This is a genomic window from Sandarakinorhabdus sp., assembly GCF_987265915.1.
Window position 1 is genome coordinate 737,889 of record NZ_OZ503948.1, and the last position, 23,753, is coordinate 761,641.

16 protein-coding genes and 1 pseudogene are annotated in these 23,753 nt (G+C 64.1%); 7 read left to right on the plus strand and 10 right to left on the minus strand.

Going from position 1 to position 23,753, the window contains the following annotated elements:
* Positions 1-337 precede the first annotated feature (337 nt).
* A complete protein-coding gene (locus tag AC6UUM_RS03600) occupies positions 338-910 on the plus strand; it encodes a PEPxxWA-CTERM sorting domain-containing protein (protein WP_500803981.1) in 573 nt (190 codons plus the stop codon).
* A gap of 688 nt (positions 911-1,598) precedes the next feature.
* On the opposite strand, the gene AC6UUM_RS03605 is transcribed toward AC6UUM_RS03600, so the two are convergent.
* Together AC6UUM_RS03605 and AC6UUM_RS03610 are read right to left on the minus strand one after the other, a co-directional pair.
* Entirely contained in the window at positions 1,599-2,372 is a 774-nt protein-coding gene (locus AC6UUM_RS03605) for a 3-hydroxybutyrate dehydrogenase (protein WP_500803982.1), read from the minus strand.
* The gene (locus AC6UUM_RS03610; protein WP_500803983.1) at positions 2,372-3,544 is read right to left on the minus strand and encodes an acetyl-CoA C-acyltransferase; all 1,173 of its coding nucleotides are present in this window, start codon (positions 3,542-3,544) and stop codon (positions 2,372-2,374) included. The genes AC6UUM_RS03605 and AC6UUM_RS03610 overlap by 1 nt, the downstream gene beginning before the upstream one ends.
* 148 nt (positions 3,545-3,692) lie before the next feature.
* Between AC6UUM_RS03610 and AC6UUM_RS03615 the strand changes: the two genes are divergently transcribed.
* The 3 genes and pseudogenes from AC6UUM_RS03615 to AC6UUM_RS03625 all read left to right on the plus strand — a co-directional run bounded on the left by AC6UUM_RS03615 (position 3,693) and on the right by AC6UUM_RS03625 (position 9,673).
* Positions 3,693-5,489 (plus strand): DUF885 domain-containing protein, encoded by a 1,797-nt coding sequence (locus AC6UUM_RS03615; RefSeq protein ID WP_500803984.1) that lies wholly within the window; start codon positions 3,693-3,695, stop codon positions 5,487-5,489.
* A gap of 43 nt (positions 5,490-5,532) precedes the next feature.
* Positions 5,533-8,595: a VPS10 domain-containing protein gene (locus tag AC6UUM_RS03620; protein WP_500803985.1), complete on the plus strand. Its 3,063-nt coding sequence runs from the start codon at positions 5,533-5,535 to the stop codon at positions 8,593-8,595.
* A 332-nt stretch (positions 8,596-8,927) separates the two neighbouring features.
* Positions 8,928-9,673, plus strand: a pseudogene (locus AC6UUM_RS03625) (IS5 family transposase).
* Between the two features lie 141 nt (positions 9,674-9,814).
* Here the strand turns inward: AC6UUM_RS03625 and AC6UUM_RS03630 are convergent.
* The 3 genes from AC6UUM_RS03630 to AC6UUM_RS03640 form a co-directional block, all read right to left on the minus strand.
* Positions 9,815-10,912: a BsuBI/PstI family type II restriction endonuclease gene (locus AC6UUM_RS03630; protein ID WP_500803986.1), complete on the minus strand. Its 1,098-nt coding sequence runs from the start codon at positions 10,910-10,912 to the stop codon at positions 9,815-9,817.
* Positions 10,909-11,628, minus strand: coding sequence for a hypothetical protein (locus AC6UUM_RS03635; RefSeq protein WP_500803987.1), 720 nt, complete (start codon positions 11,626-11,628; stop codon positions 10,909-10,911). The genes AC6UUM_RS03630 and AC6UUM_RS03635 overlap by 4 nt, the downstream gene beginning before the upstream one ends.
* 111 nt (positions 11,629-11,739) lie before the next feature.
* Positions 11,740-12,435, minus strand: a complete 696-nt coding sequence (locus tag AC6UUM_RS03640; RefSeq protein WP_500803988.1) for an Eco57I restriction-modification methylase domain-containing protein — start codon at positions 12,433-12,435, stop codon at positions 11,740-11,742.
* 227 nt (positions 12,436-12,662) lie between these two features.
* Between AC6UUM_RS03640 and AC6UUM_RS03645 the strand changes: the two genes are divergently transcribed.
* Positions 12,663-13,187, plus strand: a complete 525-nt coding sequence (locus AC6UUM_RS03645) for a hypothetical protein (RefSeq protein ID WP_500803989.1) — start codon at positions 12,663-12,665, stop codon at positions 13,185-13,187.
* A gap of 125 nt (positions 13,188-13,312) precedes the next feature.
* Here the strand turns inward: AC6UUM_RS03645 and AC6UUM_RS03650 are convergent, their stop codons facing one another.
* Complete coding sequence (locus AC6UUM_RS03650; RefSeq protein WP_500803990.1) at positions 13,313-13,939, minus strand: histidine phosphatase family protein; 627 nt, start codon at positions 13,937-13,939, stop codon at positions 13,313-13,315.
* 98 nt (positions 13,940-14,037) lie between these two features.
* On the opposite strand from AC6UUM_RS03650, the gene dnaN reads away from it, so the two are divergent.
* Complete coding sequence (gene dnaN, locus AC6UUM_RS03655; RefSeq protein WP_500803991.1) at positions 14,038-15,159, plus strand: DNA polymerase III subunit beta; 1,122 nt, start codon at positions 14,038-14,040, stop codon at positions 15,157-15,159.
* 18 nt (positions 15,160-15,177) lie between these two features.
* Here the strand turns inward: dnaN and AC6UUM_RS03660 are convergent, their stop codons facing one another.
* From AC6UUM_RS03660 to AC6UUM_RS03675, 4 genes are all read right to left on the minus strand, one after another.
* A complete protein-coding gene (locus AC6UUM_RS03660; protein WP_500803992.1) occupies positions 15,178-16,032 on the minus strand; it encodes a phosphodiesterase in 855 nt (284 codons plus the stop codon).
* A 127-nt stretch (positions 16,033-16,159) separates the two neighbouring features.
* Positions 16,160-18,109: a cytochrome c3 family protein gene (locus AC6UUM_RS03665; protein WP_500803993.1), complete on the minus strand. Its 1,950-nt coding sequence runs from the start codon at positions 18,107-18,109 to the stop codon at positions 16,160-16,162.
* 37 nt (positions 18,110-18,146) lie between these two features.
* On the minus strand, positions 18,147-19,022 hold the full coding sequence (locus AC6UUM_RS03670) for a hypothetical protein (protein WP_500804899.1): 876 nt from the start codon (positions 19,020-19,022) through the stop codon (positions 18,147-18,149).
* Positions 19,023-19,081: 59 nt separating this feature from the next.
* Complete coding sequence (locus tag AC6UUM_RS03675) at positions 19,082-21,616, minus strand: cyclic nucleotide-binding domain-containing protein (RefSeq protein WP_500804900.1); 2,535 nt, start codon at positions 21,614-21,616, stop codon at positions 19,082-19,084.
* A 148-nt stretch (positions 21,617-21,764) separates the two neighbouring features.
* On the opposite strand from AC6UUM_RS03675, the gene AC6UUM_RS03680 reads away from it, so the two are divergent.
* The gene (locus AC6UUM_RS03680) at positions 21,765-23,750 is read left to right on the plus strand and encodes a heme lyase CcmF/NrfE family subunit (RefSeq protein WP_500803994.1); all 1,986 of its coding nucleotides are present in this window, start codon (positions 21,765-21,767) and stop codon (positions 23,748-23,750) included.
* The last annotated feature ends 3 nt before the right edge of the window (positions 23,751-23,753 follow it).

Below are 23,753 nucleotides of genomic sequence, written 5' to 3' on the forward strand. Positions count from 1 at the left end.
ATTGCCCGGCTCTGTCAATCAATGCCGCAGCGTGCGTTCCCCTGGCTTGGCTGAGGGCAGGACAATCACGCAATCCTGTGGCGCGCCGCCGCAGCAGGAGGATCAACATCCCCCCTTGCCAAACGTCATTACTTGCAATTAATCAATTTGGTATCCTTGATTTGAGGGGCACATGACTTTGAAATTCGCTGTTTCGGCAATGTTTTCTGCGCTGCTGGGCTCTGCCGCCCAGGCGGCGGTGCTGTTTGACAATGGGCCAATTGTGAACGGCTCCGGAAAATCCATCTTGACCCCGCCTGCCCAGAACTTTGCCTTTGCAGCGAATGCCGTAGGTAGCTTGGCAGACAATTTCACCGTTTCGGGCGCCAGTTGGAATGTTGAGTCCATCGATTTCTATGCCTATCAAACCAACGTCAATGCGTTCACCTTCACGGCCGCATCTTGGAGCGTCGTTGCCGGAAATGATGTCAACACCGGCACTGTTGTTGCTTCCGGCTTAACATCGGTCACCAATGGCGGGCTTGTCGGCTATCGCGTTGCCAGCGATAGCCCGAATCTCACCACCCGCACCATCTACCGCATCAATGCAGACATGGCCGATTTCACGCTGGTGGCAGGCAATTATTTCCTGACGTGGAGGCTGCGCGGGTCAACTGCGTTCAGCCCGATTGTGCCGCCGGTTTTGGGATCGCTGGGCAGCGGCAATGGGCTGGCAAGGCCGGTCAGTGGCAGTTTCACAACAGCCAAAGACGCTGGGAGCCAACAGACTGTAGAATTCCCGTTCACCATCAATGGCAGCATCGCCACCGCTGCGGTGCCGGAACCGGCGACGTGGGCAATGCTGCTGACTGGCTTTGGCGCGGTGGCGGGCAGCCTGCGTGCGCGCCGCCGCCTGGCCCGCGCTGGCTGAGGTCTGCTGCCGGGCTGCGGCCCGGCAGCAGGGTCTGGGCAGCAGGGTCTGGGCAACAGGGTCTGGGCAACAGGGTCTGGGCAACAGGGTCTGGGGGAAGGCTCTGGGCGCTGTCAAAAGCCACGCGCTGCAATGCAAACAACCGCCGTCGGTTTCCCGGCGGCGGTCTTGCGTGTCGCGCGTGAACAGTGCTGCTGCCACGGCACGTCTTGCGTCCGGCGGGCGCGGCAGTTTCGCGCGAACTGCCGTGCCGCCTTCGCTGGGCCGTCGCTGTCCGCCACGCCGGCCCACCTTGCGGTGGCGGCGGTGCGGCCGTTCCGGCCCCGGCTTCCGTGCCCGTCCTCTGGTTCCGTCTGCCCTGCGTGCGCGGGGCGGCGGCCGCCGTTGGCTGGCCTTTCCACCGTTTTGGGCTGGTGCCCGGCCCGCTTTGGCTTTCCGCCGGGTTGCCCCTTTGGTGCGCTCGCGCTGCTGGCGTGCCCGCCCGGCCCTTCGCCTGTTCAATCCTTGCGTTTTAAGCCTGGATTGGCCAGGGGATTGGCCATAACCGCCTCATTTCCTTTGGCATTTCTGCCGCCGTCAATTCCCGGCTACGGATGAATGGTCTCACCAACCCCTGAGTCGTCAAAATGAAATATTTGGCCTCAGCCCTGTGGATAACGGGGATAACGGGGATAACTCAAGCCCCCCCTCAAGCCGCCGTCCATCCCCCATCCATGCTGATGTTGGCGCCGGTGATCTGGGCGGCGGCATCGCTGCACAGGAACAGTGCCGCGGCGGCGACCTGTTCCACGGTGACAAACTGCTTGGTTGGCTGTGCCGCCAGCAGCACATCGTTGATCACCTGATCGCGCGTCAGCCCGCGCGCGGCCATCGTGTCGGGGATCTGCTTTTCGACCAGCGGCGTCCACACATAGCCGGGCGAGATGCAATTGGCGGTGACGCCATGCGGCGCCAGCTCCAGTGCGATCGATTTGGTGAAGCCGGCCAGGCCATGCTTGGCGGCGACATAGGCCGACTTGAACGGCGAGGCGACGAGGCTGTGGGCAGACGCGGTGTTGATGATCCGCCCCCAGCCGCTGGCCTTCATGCCCGGCACCGCCAGCCGGCTGGTGTGAAAGGCGCTCGACAGGTTGATGGCAAGGATCGCGTCCCATTTCTCGGGCGGGAAATCCTCCACGGGGCTGACAAACTGGATGCCGGCGTTGTTGACCAATATGTCGATGCCGCCCAGCGCTGCCTGCGCCGCTGCCATCATGTCGGCGATCTCGGCGGGCTTCGACATGTCCGCGCCGTGATAATGGGCATCGCCGGCCGCCGCGCGCGCCGCCGCAATCTGCGCCGCATCGCCGAAGCCATTGATCATCACCCGCACACCCGCGGCGCTGAGCGCGGTGGCGATGGCGAGGCCGATACCGCTGGTCGCGCCGGTGACCAGCGCGCGCTTGCCATTCAACTCGTTCATCAGATCCGCTCCACTGCAATGGCCGTGGCTTCGCCGCCACCGATACAAAGGGCTGCCACCCCGCGCGTGCCGCCGGTGCGTTCCAGCGCGGCCAGCAGCGTGGCAATGATGCGCGCGCCCGACGCGCCGATCGGGTGGCCGAGCGCGCAGGCGCCGCCATGAATGTTCAATTTCTCGTGGGGGATGTTCAGATCCTGCATGGCGATCATCGCCACCGCGGCAAAGGCCTCGTTCACTTCGAACAGATCAACATCGGCGATGCTCCAGCCGGCCTTGGCCAGCAGCTTGCGGATTGCCGGCACCGGCGCGGTGGTGAATTTGCCCGGCTCATGGGCATGGGCGGCATGGGCGACGATGCGCGCCTGCACGGCAAGGCCCTGCGCCGCCGCCACACTGGCCCGCGTGATCACCAGCGCGGCGGCACCGTCGCTGATCGAGGAGGCATTGGCCGCGGTGATCGTGCCATCCTTGGCAAAGGCGGGTTTCAGGGTGGGGATCTTGTCCGGCCGGGCCTTGCCGGGTTGTTCGTCGGTGTCGATGATGCCGGCCTTGGTGGTCACCGCCACGATCTCGCCGGCAAACGCCCCGCTGGCGATGGCGGCCTGCGCCCGCGCGAGGCTGGCCAGCGCGAAATCATCCTGTGCGCCCCGCGTGAACTGATATTCGCGTGCCGATTCTTCCGCAAAACTGCCCATCAACCGGCCGGGATCATAGGCATCCTCCAGCCCATCGAGATACATTGAGTCCTTGATGGCATCATGGCCGATGCGCGCGCCGCCGCGATGCTTGGTCAACAGATAGGGCGCGTTGGTCATGCTCTCCATGCCGCCCGCCACGATGATGTCGGCACTGCCGGCGGCAATCGCATCATGCGCCATGATCGCCGCTTGCATGCCGCTGCCGCACATCTTGTTGACCGTGGTCGCCTCGATGCCGAGCGGCAGACCTGCCCCCAACGCCGCCTGCCGCGCCGGCGCCTGGCCCAGGCCGGCGGGGAGAACACAGCCCATGATGATTTGCGCGATGCTGTCCGGATTTGCCCCCGACCGTTCCACCGCTGCCCGCACCGCCGCCGCGCCCAGTTCGGTGGCCTTCATGCCGGACAGTGCACCCTGAAACCCGCCCATCGGCGTGCGGGCATAAGCGGAAATGACGATGTGATCAGCGGTCATGGTGACGACTCCGGCTGTTATGCTGCACTGCACATAGGCGTCGGCGGCAGGCGCGGGAAGCGCAAAACAGCGGCCAACCGCCGCACAATGGGCTTGAGGCCCCGCGCGGTGTCGCGTTAAGCCACGAGCCTTGCAGACGGAGCCTGACATGATCGAGCGGCGCGAATTTCTGGCCGGTGCAGCGATGCTCGCCGTGAACGGTACGCGGCCTGCATTGGCCGCAGGCGCGCCCGACGCCGCGCTCGCCGCCATGCTGCAACGTCATGCCGAAGCCTATCTCGCCCGCATGCCGGAAGAGGCAAGCGGCGGCCGGCGCGCGGCCAGCGCCTCGCCGGCGTTGCGGTCAAGACTTGATGATCGCTCCCTTGCGGCCCGCGCCGGCGACCGTGCCGGGGTCAAACTGGCGCTTCTGCAATTGGTGGGCATCGATCGCGCGGCGCTCTCGCCCAAGGCCGCGCTCGATTTTGACACGGCCCGCTTCGTCTATACCGCGCTCGATGATCTGCTCGGCCGCTATGGCTTCGTCGATCTCAACCTGCGGCCCAGCCCCTATGTCGTGCAGCAGATGGGCGGTGCCTGGTACTGGTTGCCGGGCGCGCTTGGCGAACGGCAAGCGTTGGCGACGCCGGCCGATGTCGACGTCTGGCTGGCGCGGCTGGAGAATTTTGCCACGGCGCTGGATCAGGAAACCGACTGGATCCGCCACGATGCCGCGGCCGGCGTGTCGCCGCCGGGGTTCGTCATCGATCGCACCGTGCCGCAGCTGAAGGCGCTGCGCGACGAAGCGCCGGCGCAAAGCAGATTGATCGCGCCGATGCTGGCGCGGATCGCCGCCCAGGGCTTCCCCGATGCATCGGCGCGCGCCGGGGCCATGCTGCGCACCCGCATCGTGCCGGCGCTCGACCGGCAGATCGCCGCGCTGGATGGGCTGCGGCCGCGCGCGTCCGACATTGGCGGCGTCTGGCGGCTGCCGGATGGCGAGTCCTATTATGCCTCGGCCCTGCGGGCCAACACCACCACCGATGTGGCGCCCGGCGATCTGCATCGTGAAGGGCTGGCGCAATGCCGGGCGCTCGCTGCCGAGATCGACCGTCTGCTCGTCTCGCAGGGCCTGAGCAAGGGCAGCGTCGGGCAGCGCCTTGCAGCGCTCGATGCCGATCCGCGCCTGCTGGCTTCGGGCGATCAGGGCCGGGCCAGGCTGCTGGCGATGGCCGAGCGCCAGATCGCCGCCACCACCGCCAAGCTCGGCAAGGGCTTCCACACGGTCGATATCCACCCGGTCGAGGTCCGTCGCATGGAGCCCGGCGTGGAGCCGGGATCGCCCGGCGCGATGTATTACGGCCTTGGCGGCAACGGCAAAGGCCTGATCGCCATCAACCTGTTGCACCCGGAAGAAAATGGCGCGTGGCGCATGCCGACCCTGATCCACCACGAAGGCGTGCCGGGGCATCATTACCAGGCCAGCGTCATGCGCCGCACGCCGGCGCTGCCGCTGTTCCGGCAACTCGTGCGCTTCTCGTCCTACAGCGAGGGTTGGGCGCTCTATGCCGAGCAGGTGGCCGACGAGCTCGGCGTTTACGAGGACAATCCCTTCGGCCGCATCGGCTCGCTGCAATCGCAATTGTTCCGCGCCGCCCGCATCGTCGTCGATACCGGCCTGCACCACGAACGCTGGACGCCGCAGCAGGCCGCCAGCTGGATGGTTGAAAACGCCGGCGAACCGCCCCTGTCCACCGACCGCGAGATCGCGCGCTATTGCGTGATCCCTGGCCAGGCCTGCGCCTTCAAGGTCGGCGCCAACCGCATCATGGCCGCCCGCGAAGCCGCCCGGGCAAGAATGGGCGCCCGCTTTGACGTGCGCGACTTTCACGATCTGGTGCTGAAGGCCGGCCCGGTGCCGATGGGTGTGCTCGAAACGATGGTGGCCGCCTGGGCGTCGGCCTAGTTGTGTTTTCGCGGCCTGCTGGCATGCTGCCCAGGGATAGTTGATGGGGTACAACAACATGTCGCTGCTGCCGGTGATCCGCGCCTTTTGTATCGCCTTGATGCTCGGCCTGTCCGCCGCGCCGGCCAGCGCGGCACCGGGGCAGGATGCGTATCAATCCCTGCGCTGGCGGCTGGTCGGCCCGTTTCGCGCCGGGCGCACGGTGGGCGCCGTCGGCATCCCAAGCCAGCCCAATATCTTCTTCATCGGCGTCAACAATGGCGGCGTGTGGAAAACTGATGACGCAGGCCGCACCTGGCGGCCGATCTTCGATGCGGAATCCACCGGATCGGTGGGGGACATTGCCGTGTCGCCTTCGCATCCCGACGTGATCTATGTCGGCAGCGGCGAAGGGCTGCACCGCCCCGATCTCAGCACCGGCGACGGCATCTTCAAATCCGTCGATGGCGGCAAGCACTGGACGCACATCGGCCTGAAAGACATCAGCCAGGTCGGCCGCATCATCGTGCACCCCACCGATCCGAACATCGTCTTTGTCGCCGGCATGGGCCGCCCTTATGGCCCCAACAGCGAGCGCGGCGTTTTCCGCAGCCGCGACGGCGGCAAGACGTGGGAAAAGACGCTTTACATCAACGCCAACACCGGTGCGAACCGCATCGAATTTGATCCCAACAACCCCAACATCCTCTACGCCAATTTGTGGGAACATCGCGAAGGCCCTTGGGAAAATGCGCGTTTTTCAGGGGCCAACAGCGGGATGTACAAATCCACCGACGGCGGCACCACGTGGCGCAAGCTGACCGCCGGGCTGCCGGGCGCCGCGCAGGGGCTGGGCCTGGCCGGCGTCGGCGTCGCGCCCAGCAACAGCCGCCGCGTCTATGCCGTGATCAACGCCGTGCAGGGCGGCGGCATCTACCGCTCCGACGATGGCGGGGAGCGCTGGGCGCTGGTCAGCACCGACAAGCGCATCTGGGGCCCGGACGGTGGCTATGCCGAGATCATCGTCCACCCAGAAAACGAAAATCGCGTCTTCCTCGCCAACACCGCCAGCTATCGATCGGACGATGGCGGCAAGACCTGGGTGTCGCACAAGGGCGCGCCCGGCGGTGATGATTATCAGCGCATGTGGATCAACCCGAAACAGCCGGACATCATGATCTACACCGCCGACCAGGGCGCCACCATCACGGTGAACGGCGGCCGCACGTGGAGCAGCTGGTACAACCAGCCCACCGCGCAGCTCTATCATGTCTCCACCGATCGGCAGTTTCCCTACTGGATCTATGGCGGGCAGCAGGAAAGCGGCGCCATTGGCATCGCCAGCCGCGGCAACGGCGGCCAGATCAGCTTCCGCGATTGGGTGGGCGTGGGGGCCGACGAATATGCCTATGTCGTCGCCGATCCGCTCAATCCCGATCTCATCTATGGCGGCCGCGTCGTGCGCTTCGACAAGCGCACCGGGCAGACCCGCAACATCGCGCCCGAAGCGCTGCGCTCCGGCAATTACCGCATCAAACGCTCCATGCCGCTGATGTTCCACCCCGCCGATCCCAAGGCTTTGCTCTATGCCACCAACAGGCTGTGGAAAACGGTGGACGGCGGCGAGAGCTGGTCGATCATCAGCCCCGATCTGTCGCGTGAACGGCCGGACGTGCCCGCAAGCATCGGCGATTTCCGCACCCCCCAATTGGCGAAGATGGACCGGCTGGGGGTGATCTATGCCCTGGCGCCATCGCCGCGCGATGTGAAGCTGATCTGGGCCGGCACCGATGACGGCCTGATCCACATCACCCGCGATGGCGGCGGCACCTGGACCAATGTCACCCCGCCGCCGCTGCGCGCGTGGGACAAGGTCTCGGCGCTTGATGCCGGCCATTTCGATGCCGGTACCGCCTATGCCGCCATCAACGCCATCAGGCTGGATGACCAGCGCCCGCACATCTGGCGCACCCATGATTTCGGCCGCAGTTGGACCCGCATCACCGCCGGCCTGCCCGACGATGGCCCGGTGAACGTGGTGCGCGAAGACCCGAAACAGCCCGGTCTGCTCTTCGCCGGCACCGAACGCGCCGTGCATTTCTCCATCGACGATGGCGCGACCTGGCAGCCGCTGCGCCTCAACATGCCGGCCACCTCGATCCGCGATCTCGTCGTGCATGATGATGATCTGGTCATCGGCACGCACGGCCGCTCGATCTGGATCATGGACAATATCGCCATGCTGCGCGAACTGGCCGCCGCGAACGGCGTGCATCTGTTCAAGCCGGCGCTGGCGACGCGGGTGCGCGCCAACATGTTCGGCGATACCCCGCTGCCCCCCGAAGAGCCGACCGGCCAGAACCCGCCCGATGGCGCCACGCTGGATTATCTGCTGCCCAACACTGCCGCCAGCGTCACGCTCGAAATCCTCGACAGCCAGGGCGCCCTGGTGCGCCGCTACGCCAGCAGCGACGCGCCCGAGCAGCTCGATCCGACAACGCTGCCGCACCCCACCTACTGGATCGCACCGCCGCAGCGCCTGGCCACCACGCCCGGCCACCACCGCTTCGTCTGGGATCTGCGCCACGAACCGCCCACGGGCATCAGGCGCAGTTACGACATCGCCGCCACCTACAAGAACACAAGCAGCGATCCCGACGGGCCGTTCGTTCTGCCCGGCACCTACCGCGTGCGCCTCACCGCCGACGGCACGGTGCGCGAGTCAGACCTCGACGTCCGCCTCGATCCCCGCGTGCAGGTGGCGCCCGAAGACCTCGCCCTGCAATCCCGCCACAGCCTGCAACTGCTGCGCGCCACCCAAACCGCCCAGGCCCTGCGCAACCAGATCGACGCCCGCCTCCCCACCGCCACCCCCACCAAACGCGCCGCCCTCCTGCGCCTGCGCGGCGACGGCGACGCCCCCAACCCCGACATCAAATACGGCAGCATCACCGCCCTGCCGGCTGATCAGGAAAGCATCGTCAGCCTTCAGGAAAAGCTCGTCTTCATGCTGAAACTGCTCCAACAAGCCGACGCCCGGCCGACCACGCAGGCGGTCGCTGCTATCACCGTGCTGCTGGCCCGCCTGGACGAGTTGAAGGCGCGTTACGCGGCGATCGGCGCCTGAAAATCACCTCTCCCCTTGCGGGAGAGGTCGAGAGACGGCGCAGCCGGCCCGGGAGAGGGGTTGCAATCGCCGAAGCCAAAGCAAGAGAAGCCTCCGGCGGCAAGGGTCGCAGACCCTTGACCCATGAGTTTTCACGCAGCCCTTCCCTCTCCCCTCCCTTTGAAGGGAGGGGCCGGGGGTGGGTGCGCGCCACCAGCGCTATCGATTCGAAATCCCGTTCGCCTTAGGCCGTGTTGACAAAAGGGATTCCCAAGGGACTCGGTTTCTGATTCAAGGCTGCTTTTTGGGGAGCAGCTGTGGTTCGCGGGGATCTGACGGACGAGGAATGGGCAGTGGTTGGGGCGCTGCTGCCGCCTGAGCGCGGTCGTTGGGCACGGCCTGCCGGGGATAACCGGCGCTTTTTGAACGGGATGCTGCACGTGCTGCGGGTCGGCTGCCCCTGGCGGGACATGCATGAGCGTTACGGCAAGTGGAACTCGGTTTATGTTCGGTTCCGGCGCTGGGCCGAACAGGGCGTGTGGGATGCTTTGCTGCAAACGCTGGTCGACCTCGGGCTCACCGACGACTGGCAGCACATGATCGACAGCACCACAGTTCGCGGCCACGTCTCGGCAGCGGGCGGAAAAGGGGGGCCTGTGCGAACGCTTTTGGTCGATCACGCGGCGGCTTTACGAGCAAAGTCCACGCCCGGTCAGACAATCAAGGACGCCCTCTCGGCTTCATCCTGACCGGCGGCGAAGCGTCGGACTATGCCGCGGCCGACGCGCTGATGACGATCCCCGTGGCGAAGCCGAAGGCGCTCCTGGCCGACAAGGGCTACGATGGCGACGCCTTCCGGCAGAACCTCCTGATGCACGGCATTTTGCCCGTCATCCCGCCGCGTTCCAACCGCAAGGCGCCCGAACATCCCGACTATCGTCGCTACCGGGATCGCAATCGCATCGAGCGAATGTTCGGCAAGCTGAAACAACAGCGCCGCATCGCCACCAGATATGACAAGACCGCACTCTCGTTCGCCAGCTTCCTCAACCTCGCCGCCGCAAGGCTATGGCTGAAGTCTTTTGTCAACGCGGCCTAGACCTTCCCTCCGCATATCGGCCCTGACTTGATACGGGGTCTGGCTTTATCGACAACTATCAGAGCGCCGAGCAGCTCGGTGGAATGAAAGCGGTTTCTCCCATGAGGTCAATTACAGTCTATTGAGCGATTTCGCCAATCGTTACTGATTTCGAGATATTAGGGCGTTTGAGCTTTCAGTGATAGAGAACGGCTCTCCATAGAACCAGACCAAACTATTCGGTTCCGACCGGAACCACGCGAAAGTTCCCCAAGCAAGCTCGGGCAGGCATTTCTTGAAAGCACTGTCAGCCCGATCCTCAAACGCAGTTCCGAAAAGGCACTGATCCACCGGAAAACCTGACTGTATAACGTACTGGAGCAGTGAATTACGTCTGGCCTGATTCATCGGGCCATCACTGGCTACAACTTCTACAAAAACTAGATGCGTATCTTCACCGGTATCTCCAACATTAGCTAGGATGATATCCGGCAAAACCTTGCTCTGGTCGATGTTCAGGCCAAGCGCTTTTGTAGTTTTCTCATCTTGGTAACGAACCTTGGCTCCGCTCTCTGAAAGCCAAAGCAGAACTGGAGTGGTCAAAAAGCTAGGCGCAAAGTTTTCCACCACCGCCTTCGAGATCATGGAGGACGTTCCGGGCGACAGCTTGGCCACGGTGCCATCCGGGCAGTTCACGACCACTTTATCATCAGACTTCATTTTGCCTGCGGCCAGCAACGCCATTCGGGCACGAGCTGCTGCGGTGAGGTGCTTTTTCTGCCAAGCGGTGATTGCCACCTCAAGCGCCAACTCATTTAGGTCAGGGTCGAAGATGGCGGCGAAGTCATCCTTCAGGTAGTAAATTGGCACACTTGATGTAACCGCAATCCCTGGCAACTTACCAGCAGCACCAACGTCGACGAGCCCAAAACGGATTGTATCATCACGAATAGATTCGCGTGTATTGTCAGCGTACCATCGTAAACCTTCAGGACGAAAGCGAGGCTTACTTGCTTTGGCCAGCCATAGCCCGCGATCTTGATCGGTATCCTTCTTTGCTTGTTCCTCAGTGAAAAAATAGACATGACTTGGCCGAAGGAAACGGCCGGCTCCTTCGACCATGCCACCGTAAAGAAACACAAAAACAACCTTAGCCGCCATTTCCCGGACGAGCTTGCTTCTCATCTCCAAGCCGTTTGGAAACAGTAGCTCAAGGCGTGTATGAATTTCCGAAATGCTCGGTAATTTGGGAAAATTCATGCAGCAACATTCCTACATGCTGCCGATAACCCCAGTTCAGCCTCTACGACCGCATCTATTTCAGCAAGGGTAGGAAGTTCTGGGACACGGTGGCCAATAGCTTCGATGATGTTCATCGATGGCAGCGGCAAGGAGCGCAGTTCACCCGCATTGATCTGAGTGCTCCCAGCAATGGCCCGAAGGTATCGATCCACCATGCTGCTTGCCAGGAGTGCTGACAGTCCGCGCACCTCGGAATGGGACATGTAACCGCCAGGTCGATGGATGTAGTTCAAATGATTCTCAAGGCCGATGGCGCTGCCGGGAAGCGTGCCGAAATAGGGTGCACATATAACGCGGCGTTCATCCTCCTTCGGGGAAAACCTCCGCATGATCACCATGGGCGTGTTAGCTACCAACATCCACGCATTGGTGGCGGTGCCCCGAACATGTTCCTGCTTTTTGAAGATCGGCCAATTGATTGCCTGCTGACTAACGTGCTGCATCCAAAGCAGTGGAACAGCATTAGAGCTAGCCTGAGCGCTGATGTACTCTTTGCACCGGAACGCAATTACTGGGCCAGTGCTGACCTTCAGCCCGTATGTCGAAAGGGTCGAAGACCATCCATCGAGGAGGCTTGCGCCCTCCGATGGAAATGTCACGGTTGCGTGTTCATCGTCGGTTACAATCTGCTCTGCTGGCACAGCCTGCACCAACGCTTGATCCAGGTCAGACATGCCTTGGCTTCGCGTGAACAAAACATTCAACCCGCTTTGTCGTGTGGCTCGGCCGGTAGCCCACGCGATCACGGTCTCCTGCAAAACAGCGTCTTGTTCAAAGCTGTCCCGTCAACTCTCGAACGCATGAAGGCTGTCCATTGTCAGATGGCGGACCAAAGTATGACGAACAGCTCTGAAATACTGGCCGTTCATCCAGCTACGGGGCGCGATGAAGCACCACCGGCCATTAGAGGGCGTCAGCCGCGCGGTTGCGGCCATGAATAAACCATAAACATTGGGCTGGCCGTAGACGGCATAGCTATGGCGTTGCGCCCGTTCGTCAGTTGACTTGTTGAGCTTGAAGAACGGTGGATTTGCAATAGTGAGCAAGCCATCTACAGGCTCGCCACGTATCGCAAAATCGGAAAGCAAAAAGTCCTCATGGCGGATGGAGCACTTGAACCGAACCCCTGCTTCCGTGCAAACTGTGTTGATTCTCTGGCAAAGATCCTCCAAAGTCTGAATCAGTCGTTGGTCCTGTTCATATAGCAGAACATCAATAACTGCTGGCGGGTCGGGTTTCTCCAGCAACGCTTCGATAGCTGCAGCAATCAGGACACCGCCACCTGCGCTTGGTTCCAAAATGCGAACCTGCTGATGATCGACGGGATGCACCAAGCGTTGGGCCATGAAACGAGCGATCTTGGGCGGTGTCATGAACTGGCCAGCCGCCTTTTGCTCATCGCGCGTGATTCCTGCAACGAAGGTACGGCCTGCCTCATGTGCAAACTCAACAAGCGAGCGCGAATTGTTCGAGATGACCATCTACCCTCTCTAACCGACCGCAACTTTTTGGCAAATGGCAGAGCCACGAACCTCCATTCAGATTCAGCAGGAAGTATGCATAATTGTGCGGAAAAATCTGGGTGCGCGCTTTGGTAGTTCCGCCCGAAAACTGACGGGTCAAGGGTCTGCGACCCTTGCCGCCGGAGGCCTTGCTTCCTTTGTTCCCGGTCTGTCCTACAACCCCGCCCATGGGTTATACCAACCCCATGAGCAGCAACACGCCCCCCGCCCTTCGTCCGCAGCACAACGGCTGGTCGCCCGAGCGGCAGCAGCGGTTTCTGGATCATCTGGCGCTCAACGGCAATGTTTCGGCGGCGGCGCGGGCGGCGGGGATGACGAAGCAGTCGGCTTATTGGTTGCGGGCGCAGGCGCACAGCCAGGATTTCGCGCGGCGCTGGGATGCGGCGTTGGCTGATACGGGGCGCTGGATCGAGGATATGGCGCTGGATCGGTTGCGCGATGGGGAGGCGGAGGTGATCGAGCGCGAGGGCGTGGTGGTGGCGGTGCGGCGGCGGCCGGCCGATGTGCGGCTGTTGTTGTTCCACCTCAAGCGGCTGGAGCGCGAAAAACAGAAAGCGCAGGATAAACAACGCCGAATGCGGCCTGATTCGGCAAGTGTGGCAAAAGTGCGGGCGGAATTGCAGGCGCTTGCCGCGATGCCGCATGATCCGGAAGACGATATGATTGCGCCGGACTGGCCGCTGGCGCCGTTCACCGCTTTGGCCGGATGACGTCGCGGATGTCGGTGATCGGCGCTGTTCCAGGCAAGAAAGCCAAGCCCCGCATCAAGTGCAGCCCGCCCCGGACCTGATCCGGGGGGGTGACGGCCCGGGGTGACGTGCCCTTTTACTTCAGATCAAGCCGCTCGCGACGCCGTCAATCCGCTGCCGGTGTGGATCACGCTCTCCACGCCGTCCACGATGCGGAACACCGTGCCTTGCGGGGCGCGTGGGGCGACGGGGACGCCGTGCCAGGGGTCGCCGCCGGTGAGGAGGCCGCGCAGGACGCCGGCGGTGATGCCGTGGCTGATGGCCAGCACTGGCCGGTCGTGAGAGAGGCTGGCGATCCAGTCGTTCAGGCGGTCGGCGATGGCGGGGAACCATTCGCCATTGGGGGGCGGTTCGCAGAACAGGCCGCGTTCCGTGTCCACGATGGGGCGGCCGAGTTCGGCGATGATGTCGTGGTACCAGCGGCCTTCCCAATCGCCGACGTCGATTTCGAGCAGGCGATCGTCCTTTTGCCAGCGGAAGAAATCGAGGCCGAGATGCTCGCCGATGATGGCGGCGGTTTGCTGGGTGCGGCCTGATGGGGAGACGTAGAGCGCGAGATCGGGGGCGTGGCCGAGGGCGCTGCGCAGCGCTTCGCCCATGGCTTCGGCCTGGGCGATGCCGGCGCGGGTGAGCGGGGTGTGCGCCATGTGGCCCTGCATGCGGCCGGCGGCGTTGAACACGGTTTCGGCGTGGCGGGCGAGAATCAGATCCATGGCTGCACCATAGGCCGAGAATGTCGCACATCGCCACTACCGCGCCGCGTCTGAATGGCTATAGTGGCCATGAATTATCCAATTTTGCAGGGATCAGGATGAAGGCCACTGTCGAACGGGCAACGCTGCTGAAGTGTCTGGGCCATATCCAGTCGGTGGTGGAACGCCGCAACACCATTCCCATCCTGTCCAACGTGCTGATCGAGGCGCGCAGCGATGGCTTGCGGTTGATGGCCACCGATCTTGATCTGCAGGTGGTGGAAACCATCCCGGCGGCGATCGATGTGAACGGCGCCACCACGGTTTCGGCGCACACATTGTTCGATATCGCCCGCAAGCTGCCGGAAGGCGCGCAGGTCGAACTGGCGGTGTCGGGCGAGCGCATGAGCGTGGTGTCGGCGCGCAGCCGCTTCAGCCTTTCGACGTTGAAGCGCGACGATTTCCCGGTGATCGCCGAAACCGATCTGCCGGTGCGCTTCACGCTGAGCGCCGCCGATCTGAAGGAATTGATCGACGCGACGCGCTTTGCGATCTCGACCGAGGAAACGCGTTATTATCTGAACGGCATTTACCTGCATGCCACGGCGGGCCCGTCGCCGCGGCTGCGCGGTGTGGCCACCGATGGCCACCGGCTGGCCCGGATCGAGCTTGATCTGCCGGCTGGCGCCGCCGACATGCCGGGCGTGATCGTGCCGCGCAAATGCGTGAACGAAGTGCGCAAGTTGCTCGATGAACTGGCCGGCGATGCGCCGGTGGAGATCAGCCTGTCGCCAGCCAAGATCCGCTTCAAATTCTCGGCGGATTCGACGCTGACCAGCAAGCTGATCGACGGCACCTTCCCGGATTACAGCCGGGTGATCCCGACCGCGAACGACAAGTTGCTGAAGATCGACGCGCGCAGCCTGGCCGAAGGCGTGGACCGCGTGGCGGCGATTGCCACCACCGAAAAGACCCGCGCGGTGAAACTGTCGCTGGGGCCGGACAAGGTGACATTGTCGGTGACCAGCCCGGAAAATGGTACGGCTTCGGAAGAAGTGTCGGCGGATTATGGCGCCGATGCGCTGGAGGTCGGCTTCAACTATCGCTATTTGCTCGACATCTTGGCGCAGGTGGGCAGCGATCAGGTCGATATGCACCTGGCCGATGCCTCGGCGCCGACGCTGATCCGCGAGAATGACGAGTCGCGGGCGCTGTATGTGCTGATGCCGATGAGGGTGTGAGCGCGGCTGCTCGGCGCCTCAATGCGCGCCCGTGCGCTCCGCCAGGATATGCTGCACGGTCGGCTGCATGCGGGCGTTGTAGCGGGCGAGCACCGGGTGATCGCCGCCGCTGCCGAACTGGGTGATCAGGTCACGCCCGGTCCAGTAATGCAGGGCAAAGCCGGGGGCTTCGGCGACGATCATGTCGCGGCCATCCGGATTTTCCGGGTCGATCTCGCGGAAATCGATGGCGACTTGCGGCCCGCTCGATGGGCAGACGGCGAGCGTGGTGCCGTGCCAGTTGGTGACCATGGCGCGGTGCAGATGGCCGGTGACCATGCGGATGATATGGGGGTGGCGCTCCACCACGGCGGCCAGCCGCCCGACCCAGGGCGCATCAATATCCTCGGTCATCCAGCCATTGCCGGTTTCGATCGGCGGGTGGTGCAGCACCAGCACGGTCGGCCGCGTGTCTTGCGCCAATTCCGCATCCAGCCAGGCGGCCTGATCGGCCGTAAAGGCACCGCCGTGATGGCCTTCCGACAGCGTGTCCAGCACGACAAAGCGCAAGGCACCATGGACGAGCGTATATTGGACATGCCCGGTCGCCGTGATCGGCACGTCGGGAAATACACGGCAGAAATTGCTGCGAACATCGTGATTGCCGAGCGCCAGCAGCACCGGAAAGGGCAGGCGATCGATCACGGTTTTCAGCGTCTGGTAAGACGCATCCGTGCCATTTTCGGTCAGATCGCCGGTCGCCAGCAGCAGATCAGGTTGCGGGGTGAGCGCAAGCAGCGAATCGATCACCTCGTCAAAGCGTTTGCGGTTCAGCTCCGCCGGGTCGTCCGGCTGGAAGCCAAGGTGTATATCAGTCACCTGGGCAATCAACATTGCATGGCCCCCGCGCGCTGCGCCCGAATGGCAACAGCTTGATCGCCGACAGATACGCAGACTTTAGCGAATGTGACGCAATCTTCATGAATGCGCAAGCCCGCCGCCTGTATCAGGCCCACCTGCACTAGGAACGGGCCCTTGGGCTGCGCACGGCCGCAACGCGCGCCGCGGTGCCACCATGCCCCGCCGGCAACGGGGTGCTGCCGCCATTGCCTTCGTGGAAGCCATGGCAGGTGTCGCAACTGGCGCCGGCCTTGCCTGCGGCGGGGAGCAGGCTTTTCGGCGGCGCGCCATGGCATTCACGGCAGTTGGCCACGCCGGGGATCAGCACATCGGTCGATGTCTTGGATTTCAGCACACCGGTGTGGCAGGCGATGCAGGCCGCCTGGCCGGTCTTTCCGTCATAGCTTTTGTGCTGGCCGTGCGGGAACTGGCCCTTTGGCAGATAATGATCGTTGATCGATACGGGCGCGATGGCGAAGCGCTTGGTGATATCGGCGGCGCCGGTATCGGCGACCGCATGGCAATCGGTGCAGATGCCTTTTCCGGGCGTGTCGCCACCGGTAAATACCGCCTCGACGGCGGAGGCCGCCCTCGTGCGGGCATCGCCGATGCCGCCCAGTCGCAATTGCGTAGCCTCCAGCTCGGCCATGCGGCCGGGCAGGCGACGTTCAAAGGCGATGCGCTGCACGCCGGCCCGCGGCGCGACGGCCTGCGACAGATAGAAATCGCGGATGATGCCGGCGACCTGCGCCGGCTTGCCATGTGGCAGCGTGCGCAGCGTGTCCCCATCGCGGGCAAAGGCCAGATCATGGCAGGCGCCGCAGTTGGCCTCCATCTCGATCGGCTTGAAGCGCAGCTGATCGCTGTCCGGCTTGTGGCAATAATTGCAGGGCAGGGCGCCATCGGCGCTGGTGGGCAGGCCCTGTTTCAGCGCCATGTTGGCCACGGCATTGCGCGTCGATTGGTGAAGATCGTGCGGGTAGATCAGGCCGGATTGCTCGCGCGCACCGCTGAGCGCGATGCGGGTGAACTGCGGCGTGCCCGGCGCCGGTGCTGAGACCAGCGTCGCGCGGAAATCCGGATGCTTCGGCCAATCCTGTACATCGGCCACCTGCGTGTCGCCCAGCCGGCTCTTCATGCCATCGTGGCAATCGGTGCAGAAACTGGCCGCCACCGTCATCACCGTGGCTTCGCCTTCATGTTCCTTGTGGCAACTGGTGCACCGGCCCTGCGGCAGGTTGAAGGCCCGGTGCGCGGCCCCCACGATGCCGCCTTCCGGCATCTGGCTGCCCGCCAACCGCGCGGGCTTCGCATGTTCGGGCAGGGCGGCCGGTGTGTGGCAGGCCTGGCAACTGCTGTCGGTCACCGACACGAAGGCCTTGTTGTGGCAGGCACCGCAATTGTTGGCCAGGCTGGCATGGGCGTTGGACAAGGTGCCGGTGGACCAGAGTTCGTCAGGCGCGGGGCCGCCAGCCGGCACGGCGCGCGGCTGTGCCACCTGCAGGCCAAAGGCCGGCGCCGCCGGGCCCAGCTGCGCCGCCTCGGCCAGCATGTCGCGGGGCAGGGCGGCCTGGCCTTCGCCCAGGAAATGCAGCAGCGGGAGCACCAGCATGATGGCCAGCACCGCCAGCGCCCCCACCCAGGCCAGCCGGCGCCGGGTGGGCATGGCGCCCTGCAGCGAGAAGATCGAAACTTCCTGCGCCGCGTCTGCCGTATCCATCGGCGGCACCACGCGCTCGGCCGTGATGGCCACGGCACCGCCGTCGCCTGTCGACAGCGACAGGCGGAACGGGCCGATATCGATCACCGGCGCATCGGCGATCGCCACATCGGCACGGGTGACGAACTTGCCCGCCACTTCGACCGGGACCCCGCCGGTGGTTTCCACACTCACCCGGCCGGGCGCGATTTCCACCAGCCGGGCGTGGCGCAGCATCACCGCCAGATCGGCCAGCTGGATATCGCAATCAGTGCCGCGCCCGACGCTGATTTCGGCGGCAGACAAGGTGCGTGTGCGGATGATGTCGCCGCCATCGGCGCGCTTGGCGACCTGGCGGATGATGAAGCTCATGACCGGCCCCCCATGCATTGCCAACCAAGCATCGCCATCACCAATACAGGAACACGGACAGGATGTGCGCCAGCAGCGCCGCCAGCAACGCAAGGGTTACTGGCACGTGGATATAGAGCCAGAATTCCAGCCGGGCTTTCAGGCGGATATGGCGGCGCGCCTGGCTCAGGGCGGCCTCCTTGCGCTCGAGCAGGAACTGGATCTGCTGCACGGCTTCATCGACGCGGCCGGCCCGCCTGTCGGCCGTCACGCGTGCCGAAACGGCAGCGAGCGCCCGTGCATTGCCGTCGTCGGCATAACTGCCGAACAGGCGCTGGGACAATGACCCGGCGATCCGGCACTGTTCCAGGCTCATCCGCACCAGCGCGGCATCGTCCGGCCCCAGCGGCTGCGCGGCGGAATCGAGCTGGCGATCGAGCGTGCGGATCGCTTCCAGCATCTGCAGCTGGGTAAACTCGCCGCGATTGGCCGACAGTTTTTCGGGCAGTGTGGCATAAAGGCTGATGCCCCACAGGCCAGACAGGATGACGATCATCATCAAAACCCAGGCCAGCGTATGGACATTCAAGCCGAGTTGGAAACCGGTGTGCAGCGTGCCGATGACGATCAGTGACAGGCCGAGATAGACATGGGCGCTGGTCCAGCCCTTCAGGCTGAACGGCTTGGATCCGATCACCCGCTTGCGCACGCCGAGCAGGCTGAGCCAGATGATCATGCCGGCGCCGATGGTTCCCAGCGTGTAGCCCAGCCAGGTGCCGCCATTGTGGCGCGGGATCGGATCGGTGAGCAGATAGGCGGCAAGGGCGACCAGCGACACTGTTGCGGCGATTTTCGCCCAGCGCGCGCGGCGGTGGGTGAGAAAACTTTCATGCACGGCGTCGCGCGGTGCGCGCTTCACCGCCTTGCCGGTCATGGCCTTGCGGGTGCCTTGGCTTGAGGCAGCGGCTTTTGTGGCAGCGGCGTTGCTGGCCATCAGTTGCCGTCCCGCGCCATCAGCGCCACGCTGAGGAATTGTTCGGGCGATACGCGGATGGCGGCGCCAGTGGGGCAGGCGCGCACGCAGGCCGGGCCGCCATCCTGGCCCGAACACATGTCACATTTGACCGCCTTCTTGGCCTTTTCGGCATAGGCCGGATCGGCCTTTTTCGACCATTTGTAGCTTGGCTCACCGGGGCCCGGGCCGCTGCCGAACAGGAACCAGCTGAGCAGCCAGGGTTTCTTTGGCGGCTCCTTTTCCATGCGGATCACGCCATAGGGGCAGTTGCGCTGGCAATTGCCGCAGCCGATGCAGGTGTCGTCGATATAGACTTCGCCGGTGGGGCCGCGGTGAATGGCGTTGGGCGGGCAATCGGCCATGCAGTGCGGGCGCTCGCAGTGGCGGCAGCTGGTCGGCACGTGAAGATGCGCAAAAGTACGGCCGGCTTCGCGGTCCAGCCGCGACAGGCCATCATGGGTATCAGCGCAGGCCTTTTCGCAATTGTCGCAACCGACGCACAGCTTTTCATCGATCAGCAGCACGTCGGTGGCTTCGCCAACGCCCTGATCCACCAGGAAATTGGCGACTCCTGTGAAGGTCTCGACGATGCCGGAGAAACTGTCCTTCTTGGATTCGATGAAGTTGTTCACGGCGACCCGGCTGGCCATCTCGCCGCGGACCTTGTCGAGCAATTGCGGTTTGGCGGCGAGCAGGGCGCGGAAGGGCTCGCCGGACAGGCGGATGACATCGCTTTTCACCGCGGCACGGACGGTGATGCCGCGCGGGCCGCCCTCGATGACTTCCGTTTCGCCAACGAACGACCCGGCCGGTACATAGGCAAGGAACACAGGTTTGCCGCCCAGCGTTTTTTCCACCACCATCGAACCTGATCGGATCAGGAAGATTGCGTCGTCGATTTCGCCTTCCTTGATGATCTCCTGGCCGGGGCGCAGGCTTTCGACCTTCGATGCGGCGATCACATCGACCAGATCACTGGCAACCAGCCCGGATTTGAAGATCTGCAGCAGGCTGCGTTCGGTGGTGACGCGGGTGATCTCGCGCGCGGCCGATGGCACCTGGCTCATCAGCTTCAGCGCGGCATTGCGGCTGATTTCCACCAAGACGCAATCGCTGCCGGCCCGGATGGTGGCCCCGCGCTGCCGCCCGGAGATCAGGCCGATTTCGCCAAAGATCGTGCCGGCGCCCACCGGCACGGTGATCGACGGGTCTGTGGGGTTGACCTCCACCAGCACATGGCCCTCGGCGATGCCGAACAGCGATGATCCCGGCGCGTTGCGTTCGAACACCACATCGCCGGCGCGGTACGCCTGCACACGCGAATCGAGCATGAACTCGCGCATCTGCAGGCTGCTCATGCCGTTCAGGATCGACACGCTGGTCCGCAGATGTTCCAGCCACTCGGCAACGCTGCGCTTGCCGGGCAAGCCGGCCAGCTTGGCTTCAAGGATGGGCTCATCGGCGGGCTTCAGATCGAGATTGCCGTTGATGAACTCGACGACATCATGGCCCTGGTTCATGCAGTGCTTGATCAGCGGATAGCCGGCGAGCGCGCCGACCACATGGATGCCCGGCGCCGTCGATTCGAAGGTGGCCGACAGTTTTGGAAAGGCCAGCCGGTCATTCGAGGCAAATTCCACCCCGCAACTTTCCACAAAGCCGCGCGGCGGCGCCGATCCCATCCGGGCAATCATCCGATCACAGCGGACCCGCACCTCGCCGTCGCGGGTGTCGAGCGTCACCCAGTCCGGCTCGATCAGCTTGGTGGTGGTTTCGGTCATGACGCTCATGCGCCCCGAATCGCGCGCCCCCATCAAGGCCTTGACGTTGGCATCCTTGGCATTGGCGAAATCGGCCGAGCGGTTGACCAGCGTCACCGTGTTGTTCTGTGCCGGATCCGCGGCCAGACCGAGCGCGTTTTCGATGCCGGCATCGCCGCCGCCGATCACGAAGATATGTTCATCGGTATAGGCAGTCGGATCATCGAGCTGATATTGCACATGGGACAGGTTGCCCCCGGCGCAAGCCATCAGATTGGGGTTGCCCTGGGTCCCGATTGCCAGAATCACCGTGTCGGCCAGAACCTCCTCACCATTGGTAAGCGTCAGCCGATAGGGCGGGGCGAGGCGCTGGATTTCCTTGGTCTCGCTGGTGCCGTCGCGCTTGCGGTTGACGATCTTCATGATCGAACCGGGAATCGGATCACCGGTGCCGACAATGGACTTCACCTCGGCATGATATTTCACGTTCACGGCAGCCGCTGCGGTCTGGTCATTCCAGGTGCCGAGCACCACTTCACGCTTGCCGGCATCGAAATCGAGCGGGGAACGCAGGACCAGTTGCGACGGCGTTGCCATCACATGCTTGCCCTTCTGATATTTATAGATCGTATCGGAAAGATGGTCGGTCTTTTCGAGCAGGACATGGCTGAGACCCAGCCGTGCTGCATGCGCCGCGGCCGACAGGCCGGCCGGGCCGGAGCCCACGATGGCGATGCGATACGTCGTCACAATGGCTTTGCCCCCCGGTTCAAGCCCTGTCTTCCTACGCTTGTTCGGGATAAATCCTAGCATCTTGATACGCATCGGCTAGAGCAAGAATCGTCAGGCATGCAATTAATGCACGATCCTGTTTTGCCGCCCCATCGGAGACGCAGCGCCCATGCTTGCCGAAATCGGCCATTTCGCCCTGATCCTCGCCCTGTTGGTGGCCGCGGCGCAAGCGACCTTGCCGCTGCTGGGGGCCATACGCGGTGACGCGGCGTTGATGGCGTTCGGGCGGTCTGCGGCCGGGTTGCAGGCCCTTCTGATCGCGCTGAGCTTTGCCTGCCTGATGACCCTGTTCGGCCAGGCCGATTTTTCGGTGGCGCTGGTCGCCAACCACAGCGCGCTGTCGCAGCCGTTGCCCTATCGTCTGGCTGCCACCTGGGGCAACCACGAAGGATCGATGCTGCTCTGGGTGCTGGTGCTGTCCATCTATGGTGCCGGCATTGCCCGTTTTGGTGACAATCTGCGGGCCACTTTGCAGGCGCGGGTGCTTGCCGTGCAGGCGATGATTTCGGTGGCATTCCTGGCGTTTGCGCTGTTCACCTCCAACCCCTTTGCGCGGCTCAGCCCGGCGCCGTTCGATGGCGCGGAACTCAACCCGCTGTTGCAGGATCCTGGCCTCGTCTTCCACCCGCCGCTGCTTTATCTGGGTTATGTCGGCTTCTCGGTCACCTTCAGCTTTGCCGTGGCGGCGCTGATGGAAGGCCGCGCCGATCCGGCGTGGGCGCGCTGGATGCGGCCCTGGGTGCTGGCGGCGTGGGTGCCGCTCACCTGCGGGATCGCACTCGGCAGTTTCTGGGCCTATTATGAACTGGGCTGGGGCGGCTGGTGGTTCTGGGATCCGGTGGAAAACGCCAGCTTCATGCCGTGGCTGATCGGCACGGCGCTGCTCCATTCGGCGATCGTCACCGAAAAGCGCGGGAGCCTGGCCGGCTGGACCATCCTGCTCGCCATCCTGGCCTTCTCGTTGTCGCTGGTCGGCACCTTCCTGGTACGCTCCGGCATTCTCACGTCGGTGCATGCCTTTGCCGTCGATCCAAAGCGCGGCGTGTTCATCCTCGCGATGATCATCGGCGCCACCGGCACGGCGCTGGCGATGTTTGCCGTGCGCGCGCCGATGCTGCGGTCGGGCGCGCTGTTCGGCAGCGTCAGCCGCGAAGCTGGCCTCACCCTCAACAATCTGTTGCTGATGGCGCTGACGGCCGTGGTGTTCCTCGGCACCTTCTATCCGGTGATCATGGAGGCCATCGCGCCCACCAACAAGATCTCGGTCGGCCCGCCCTATTACAACCTGGTGTTCGCGCCGCTGGCCATTCCGCTGCTGATGCTGGTCACGGTCGGGCCGGTGCTGGCGTGGAAGCGTGATGAACTGGGCCGCGTGGGGCGCAAGCTGTTGGTGCCGGCGGCGGCCGTGCTGGCGCTGCTGGCGGGCCTGACCCTGTGGCTGGGGACGGCGCAGGCGGCATCGGCGCTTGGTCTGGCGCTGGGCGCGTGGCTCATTTTGGGCGCGGTGCTGGTGCTGGTGCGGCGCTGGCGGGGCGCAGGCGGCTTCTCATGGCGGCTGGTGCGCACCACGCCGGCGGCGACCATCGGCCTGGTGCTGGCCCATGCTGGCCTGGGCGTGACCACGGCCGGCATTTCATCGATGGGGGCGTTCTCGGCCGAGAAGATCCTGGTGATGCGCCCCGGCGAGACGGCCAGCGCCGGGCCACTGAGGGTGACGATGGTGGATGCCCAGGAAGTGGATGGCGCCAATTATCGCGCGCTGCGGGCCCAGTTCACCGTGGCGCAGAATGGCAGCGCCACCACCCTGTTCTCCGAACGCCGGATGTACACCGTCTCCGGCAACCAGACCACCGAAGCCGGCATCAACGCTTCGATCGCCGGCAACCAGTATATTGCTATCGGCGATGTGCAGTCCGATGCGCGCGGGCAGGGATTGGTGGTGCGCATCTACTGGCATCCGCTGGTCGGCTGGATCTGGTTTGGCGGGCTGCTGATGGCGATGGGCGGCGCTTCATCGCTGGCGGATCGCCGCTTCCGCATCGGGGTGCCACAGGTGCGGGCCGCTCTTGCGCCCGGCCTGGTTCCGGCGGAATAGGCT